Source organism: Agrobacterium sp. 22-209-1 (genome assembly GCF_053522485.1).
The window spans coordinates 115606-122251 of sequence record NZ_JBNWCH010000012.1 but is presented as its reverse complement, the minus strand read 5'-3'; the positions used below and the strand labels follow the sequence as shown (position 1 = coordinate 122251).

The 6646-nt window shown below is 59.3% G+C and carries 5 protein-coding genes and 1 tRNA gene; all 6 read right to left on the bottom strand.

Features of this window, described 5'->3' with window-relative positions:
* Positions 1-397 precede the first annotated feature (397 nt).
* The 6 genes from ACQZ48_RS21205 to ACQZ48_RS21180 all read right to left on the bottom strand — a co-directional run bounded on the left by ACQZ48_RS21205 (position 398) and on the right by ACQZ48_RS21180 (position 6636).
* Positions 398-487 (bottom strand) — tRNA-Ser (locus ACQZ48_RS21205).
* Positions 488-683: 196 nt separating this feature from the next.
* On the bottom strand, positions 684-1565 hold the full coding sequence (locus ACQZ48_RS21200; protein ID WP_077984729.1) for a dihydrodipicolinate synthase family protein: 882 nt from the start codon (positions 1563-1565) through the stop codon (positions 684-686).
* Positions 1562-3205, bottom strand: a complete 1644-nt coding sequence (locus tag ACQZ48_RS21195; RefSeq protein WP_137412546.1) for an ABC transporter ATP-binding protein — start codon at positions 3203-3205, stop codon at positions 1562-1564. Before ACQZ48_RS21195 ends, ACQZ48_RS21200 begins: the two co-directional genes overlap by 4 nt.
* Positions 3198-4121: an ABC transporter permease gene (locus ACQZ48_RS21190; RefSeq protein ID WP_142913379.1), complete on the bottom strand. Its 924-nt coding sequence runs from the start codon at positions 4119-4121 to the stop codon at positions 3198-3200. The genes ACQZ48_RS21195 and ACQZ48_RS21190 overlap by 8 nt, the downstream gene beginning before the upstream one ends.
* 15 nt (positions 4122-4136) lie before the next feature.
* Complete coding sequence (locus ACQZ48_RS21185) at positions 4137-5051, bottom strand: ABC transporter permease (protein ID WP_077984726.1); 915 nt, start codon at positions 5049-5051, stop codon at positions 4137-4139.
* Between the two features lie 76 nt (positions 5052-5127).
* Positions 5128-6636, bottom strand: a complete 1509-nt coding sequence (locus ACQZ48_RS21180; RefSeq protein WP_077984725.1) for an ABC transporter substrate-binding protein — start codon at positions 6634-6636, stop codon at positions 5128-5130.
* Between the last annotated feature and the right edge of the window lie 10 nt (positions 6637-6646).

Genomic DNA, 6646 nt, shown 5'->3' with positions numbered 1-6646 from the left:
CTGCAGAGGCCGAGGAACGATACTACGCCATGCTGGACGCACCAGCATTGGCCGCATAACTTAAACCAAACGGTCTCCGGTAAATCCGGTGCGGTTCACTCACCTAAACCAACTGATCGCACAGAAACGCGCCGACAAACTTGTGAGAGTCGTTGAATGGCTTGGCGCTGGGTATGAGGATCTCCGCGGCCCGTTCTGGGCAGCCCAACTCGGCGGCCCTGTCAACTTAACACTCAAAGAAGACGTCCTGACTTTCGCCGACTGGTAAGAGCCAAAAATGAAAGTCGAGGAACGCTCCCTCGTGCCGCGGCTGTGGCCTTAGCCAATCCCGGCAAAGGCAATTCAAGTTGGGCCAATTCAGTAGATCAGGAAAAACCTTACGGTCCAAGATTTTTTATGGCGGAGAGGGTGGGATTCGAACCCACGATACCCTTGCAGGTATGCCGCATTTCGAGTGCGGTGCATTCGACCACTCTGCCACCTCTCCGCATGCGCGAACGCTTGCGTTGCGCGCTCCTCTTAAACATCAATGGCGGGGCTGACAAGGGGAATTTCGTGTTTATGTCACAAATTATTCGCCATGGATCAGGCTAGGGAAATGCTTTTGATGATGGCCGTTTGGCAGATATTTTTAAGGTGAGGCACACGATCCGCTGCGGTGCGCGTTACAGTCGCTCACGGCGTCAAAGCCGTTGATAACGCCGCAAGATTTCCAGGATTTTTTCATCCTGCGCTTTATCCGGCAGAAGGGCCGGTTGGCGACTGGCGCCAACGGAAGAGTCCTGGAGATAAAGCGAGCGCTTGACCATGGCCGGTGCGAAGCCGAGGGCGTAGAGATCGGTGCGGAAGTCAGTGTAGATTGCCTGCTGGCGTTCGGCCTCGGTGATATCGCCGGCGTTGAAAGCATTGAGAATGCCGGCCAGAACATCCGGCAGTGCGTTGCCGAGGCCGGAAATGCAGCCCGCCGCGCCGTTCTGTAACGACCAGAGAACGAGGTGATCCGGGCCGGAATAGACCTCGAAACCCGGCATCTCCTTTGCCACCTGAAGATAGGCTTCGAGCGTCTGCTGAGCGCCGCCGGAATCCTTGATGCCTGCGATATTGCCATGGATGGCGAGTTTGCGTGCGGTTTCAGGCTCTATGTGGTTCTGGGTGCGGGCGGGAATGTCATAGAGATAGACCGGCGTTTCAACGGCATCGGCCACTGTCGAGAAATGGCGGATCAGGCCATCCTGCGTGCAGGCGATGAAGAAGGGCGTGATGACGGCGATACCGTCGACGCCGATGCGGTCGAAGGCTTTGGCAAGTTGCAGGGTCTCGAATGTGGCGGGCATGCCCGCATTCACGATGACCTTGGCACGGCCGGCAACTTCGTCCACCACCTCTTCGGTCAGCCGGATTTTTTCCGTATGCGTCAAAGCGGTAAAATCGCCATTGGTCCCGGCGCACATAATGTTGTTACCGGCCGCCACCTGGCGGCGCACCTGCGCGCGGGTTGCCTCATAGTTGATGGTTTCATCCTCGTTGAAACAGGTAACGAGCGCGACGAAAGCTTGTTTGCTCATGAAAGAACTCCGCTTGAATTTGCGACGGCATCGCCGGAAACGGACGGATGACGCTGGGATTGCATATCAGGGTCTGGATCGAGGCTCGCGGACAGAAGGGCACGGGTATAGGCCTCGCACGGCGCTTCGAACACCTGTCGAACGGTACCGAACTCTACAATCTCTCCCCCCTGCATGACCATGACGTGATCGGCAAAATCCCGAACAACCGGCAAATCATGCGCGATGAAGATGAAGGAGAGGCCCATTTCGCGGCGCAGCTTATCCAGAAGTGCTATGACCTGCGCCTGAACCGAGACATCGAGGGCCGAGACCGCTTCGTCGCAGATGATGAGCTTGGGTTCCAGTGCCAATGCCCGGGCAATCGCGATCCGCTGCCGCTGACCGCCGGAGAACTGGTGCGGATAACGGCGCATATGTTCCGGCGAGAGACCCACCTGATGCAGCAATTCGGCAACCCGTTCACGCCATCTTGCCTTGGGCAATATCTCCGGATGGATGACCCAGGCCTCGGAAATTAATTGAAACACGGTCATGCGCGGATTGAGCGACTGGGTGGGGTCCTGAAACACCATCTGCAAATCGCGCCGGAGCGCAAAAAGTTCAGCAGGCGAGAGCTTGAAAAGGTCGCGGCCCTTCCACAAGGCGCTGCCCGCATCCGGCTCGTCCAGCCGCAAGAGAATACGCGCCAGCGTCGATTTGCCAGAACCGCTTTCACCGACGACGGCAATGGTTTCTCCGGGCATGAGGTCGAAGGAAATGCCCTTCAGCGCCTCGAAGGCGCCGTAACGCTTGCGCACGTCACGCACGCTAAGCAGCGCTTCGCCCACCCCCTGCGGCTCATGCATGTCGCCCTTGCCGGGTGCTGCGCTGATGAGCTTGCGGGTATAGGGGTGTTGCGGATTTCGATAGACCTCGCGAACCGTGCCGGCCTCGACCAGAACACCCTTTTCCATCACAACCACGCGATCGGCGATTTCGGCGACGACGCCGAGATCGTGAGTGATGATGAGCACGGCCATGCCGGTTTCCCGCTGCAATTCCTTGAGCAGCGAAAGCACCTCAGCCTGCACCGTCACGTCAAGCGCGGTGGTCGGCTCATCGGCGATCAGGAGATCGGGCCGAAGCGCCAGCGCCATGGCGATCATGACGCGCTGGCGCTGACCGCCGGAAAATTCATGCGGATATTTCTTCAAGGCCCCGTCCGGGTCAGGAATGCCGACGCGGGCGACAAGCCGCCTCGCCTCCGTTTCCGCCGCCGCCTTGCCCATGCCATGGGTGGTCATCGCCTCGCGGATCTGCCAACCGACGGTATAGACCGGATTGAGGTGGCTAAGCGGGTCCTGAAAGATCATGGCGATGCGCCGGCCGTTGATCTCGCGGCGCGCCTCGGTCGGCATGGTCAGAAGGTCCTGACCGTCGAGCAATATCTGACCGCCGCCGATATGTCCGGGCGGCATGTCGATGAGGTTCATGATGGCCGAGGACGATACCGACTTGCCCGAACCGCTTTCGCCGAGGATGGCCAGCGTTTCGCCACGGTCGATATGGTAGGAGACATCCTTTACCGCATGGACGACACCGCTTGCGGTGTGGAACTCCACGGACAGGTTGCGCACGTCGAGAAGACGGTCAGCCATGCTTGCGGCCTTTCATTTCCAGGCGCCAGCGCTGCACGGGATCAAGCGCGATGCGCAGCCAGTTGGAAAGCAGGTTGAGCGACAGGGTTGTGAGGATGATGGCAAGTCCCGGCCAGAAGGACAGCCACCAGGCATTGGTAAGATATTGCCGCCCCTGCGAAATCATCAGGCCCCAGGTGATTTCCGGCGGCTGAATGCCGATACCGAGGAAGGATAGCGCGCTTTCCGCCAGCATCACATAGGCGAAATCAAGCGTGGCAAGCGTCGTCAGCGTCGGCAACACGACGGGCAGGATGTGGCGGAACAGGATGCGCTTGCCGGATGCGCCCATCACGCGCGCCGCCTGCACGAACATACGCTCGCGCACCTCAAGCACCTCCGCCCTTGTCGTCCGGATGTAAACGGGAATGCGGGTGATGGCGAGAACCAGCATCAGGTTGAGGATGGAGGAGCCGAGCAGATAAAGCACGATGACCGCAATCAAGAGCGACGGGAACGACATGATAACATCAGCAAGCCGCATGATGATCTGGCCAACACGGTCTGAGGAAAAACCGGCAATCAGCCCGAGCACGGCGCCGGTAATGGCGGAAAGAAGCACCGCGCCGGCGGCGATCATCATCGTGTTTTGCGTGGCGGCGACAATGCGCGCGAGAAGCGAACGGCCGAGCGCATCCGCCCCCAGCCAGAAATACCACTCGCGCTGCCAGTCGAACGGGGCGAGGTTGCGCCCGCGCAGGTTCTGTTTCGTCGCCAGATCGCCAAGCCATGCCGGGCCGACAAAAGCGAGGATAACGACGACGATGAGGAAGATCGCGGCGCAGAGCGCGAATTTATCCGCCCACAACATGCGCAGCATACGTGTTGCGAAGGACGGCTCGGCGGTGATCTCGTTGTCGGCGCTGGAAAGGCTCATGGCTGAACGGCCTCCTCAGTGCCGGATACGCGGATCAAGGAGCGCATAGGCGATATCGATCAGAAGATTCATCAGGAAGATCGCCAGCGCGGTCACGAGAATGGCGGCCAGCACGACGTTGAAATCGCGCTGAAGAATGGAATCGATCATCAGCTTGCCAACGCCGGGAAAACCGAAAATCGTTTCGACGATGACGGCGCCATTGAGAAGGCTTGCCGCCTGATCGCCAATGACGGTGATGACCGGCAGCATGGCGTTTCGCAAAGCGTGGATGAAAATGATCGGACCCGACTTCACGCCCTTGGCGCGCGCCGTCTTGACATAGGCCGAGGACAAAGCACCGATCATCGAACCGCGCACCACCTGCACGATAATGCCGAAGGGGCGCACAAAAAGGACTGCGATCGGTAATATCCAGTGCAGCACGGAGCCCGTTCCCGACGTGGGCAACCAGGCGAGATTGACAGAGAAGACGACGATGGCGACGATCGCCAGCCAGAAATCCGGCACGGATGCACCGATGAGCGAGATACTGGAAGCCATGCGGTCGAAGAAGCCACCAGAGCGGAAAGCCGCAAGCGAACCGATGACTATGGCGGCGGAGGTAACGAGCGACATGGTTATAACAGCGAGCCAGAGCGTCCAGACAAAAGCCTCCAGCACCACATCCAGCGCCGGGCGCGCTTTTCTCAGTGATTCTCCGAGATCACCCGTCATTACATCGCCCGCATAGCGCAGGAACTGCACCGTCAGCGGATCGTTCAGCCCGTGCAGCGCCCGAAACTGCTGCTTCAACTCCTCCGAAGCCTCCACCGGCAGAAACAATGCAGCCGGGTCCCCCGTCAGGCGCGACAGGAAGAAAACCATCACGATGAGGCCGATCAGGGAGATCAAGCTCGCAACGGAACGTTTTCGGATGAAACTCAGCATGGTTGCCTCCGGTTTTTCAATGCGGCGGCGAAGCTTTCGCTGCGCCGCCGCTTCTCAATTGACAAGACGCGGGGTCTTATTTGATGCCGATTTCCGAAAGCTGCAGCATCGAGTTCGTGGAGATGGTGGGCTTGAAGTCCAGCCGTTCCGAGACGCGGGAGAAGCCGACCATGTGGAACAGCAGCACGTCGGCCACCACATCGTCGTGCAGATAAGCGATGAGTTCCGACCAGAGCTTGGCGCGCTCGTCACCGACTGCTGCGGATGCACGTTCAATCAGATCGTCAACCTTCTTGTCCGAGAAGCCGGACTGCGTGCCCTTGGTGGCATATTTGAAGAACATGGTGAAGGACGGGTCGCCCTTGGAATTGTCGTGCATGGCGGCGACAATCTGCGGTCCGCGGCCTTCCTTGAAGGGCTTGGAATAATAGCTTTCGTGCTCGGCCACTTCCACGAATTTCAGGTCGATCTTGAAGCCGACATCCTGCAATTGCTGCTGGATCGCCTCCATGATCTCGGTGACGTTGGGGAAATTCGCGGTACGCGCGATGATGGTGATCGGCGTATCCACCTTCACACCGGCAGCCTTTGCTTCCTCGAGCAGCTTTTTTGCGCCCTCGGGGTCATAGGGGAAGACCTTGACGTCGGGGTTCCAGCCAAGCGTTGTCGGTGGAACGAGCGCGGTGGCCAGCACGGCGCCTTCTGGAACCAGCGTGCCGAGGAAGGCCTGCCGGTCGATGGCGAGGTTGAGCGCGCGGCGCACCCGCACATCGTTCAGCGGCTCAATATTGTGATCGAGACGCATATAGACCGTCTCGCTGTCGAGATAGGAAAAGTCGGTCTTCGTATTGGTGGCGTCCAGCTGGGAAATCGAAGGCGAGAGATCGGCTTCGCCGGTCTGCACCATGGCCGCGCGAACCGAAGGATCGGCGCGGAAAAGATAGGTCGCTTCCGTCACCTGCGGTTTGTCCCCCCAATAATCGTCGCGCGCGGTGAGCACAATTTGCTGACCCGGCGTCCAGTCGGTCAGCTTGTAGGGCCCGGTGCCGACAGGCTCTCGGATGAATTCCATCTTGGTTTCTTCCGGAACGATGGTGACCAGCGACATCAAGAGCGGCAGAATAGGCTGCGCCGGTTCAGCCTTGAAGTCGATCGTGTAGTCATCAACGATCGATGGGGTCACCGTCATGCCACCGAAATAACGACGGGACTCGCAGGCGTTCTTGTCGCTCATAATGCGTTCGAAGCTGTGCTTGACGTCCTTGGCATCGAACGCCGTGCCGTCGGAAAACTTTACGCCTTCACGCAGGTGGAAACGCCAGCTTCCATCGGCATTCTGCTCCCACTTCTCGGCAAGGCGCGGCTGAACACCCTTGTTGCCGCGCACATCAAGCTCCGTCAGCGTCTCGCTGACATTTTCCATGATGATGCGACCGATGTTGGAGCGGGTGGCCATGCAGGGCTCCAGCAGGTCCGCCTCTTCCGCCAGCACGATCTTGATCGGACCCGATGCCGCGAGCGCCGGCGAAACCGCGGCGCTGAAGGAACCCAAGACAAGGGCGCCCGCAATCAATGACTTCTTCATTCCGTTCTCC

Excerpts from the sequence above, each read along its gene's own strand:
- ACQZ48_RS21180 (WP_077984725.1), bottom strand. The coding sequence starts at position 6,636 with ATGAAGAAGTCATTGATTGCGGGCGCCCTTGTCTTGGGTTCCTTCAGC.
- ACQZ48_RS21200 (WP_077984729.1), bottom strand. The coding sequence starts at position 1,565 with ATGAGCAAACAAGCTTTCGTCGCGCTCGTTACCTGTTTCAACGAGGAT.
- ACQZ48_RS21185 (WP_077984726.1), bottom strand. The coding sequence starts at position 5,051 with ATGCTGAGTTTCATCCGAAAACGTTCCGTTGCGAGCTTGATCTCCCTG.
- ACQZ48_RS21190 (WP_142913379.1), bottom strand. The coding sequence starts at position 4,121 with ATGAGCCTTTCCAGCGCCGACAACGAGATCACCGCCGAGCCGTCCTTC.
- ACQZ48_RS21195 (WP_137412546.1), bottom strand. The coding sequence starts at position 3,205 with ATGGCTGACCGTCTTCTCGACGTGCGCAACCTGTCCGTGGAGTTCCAC.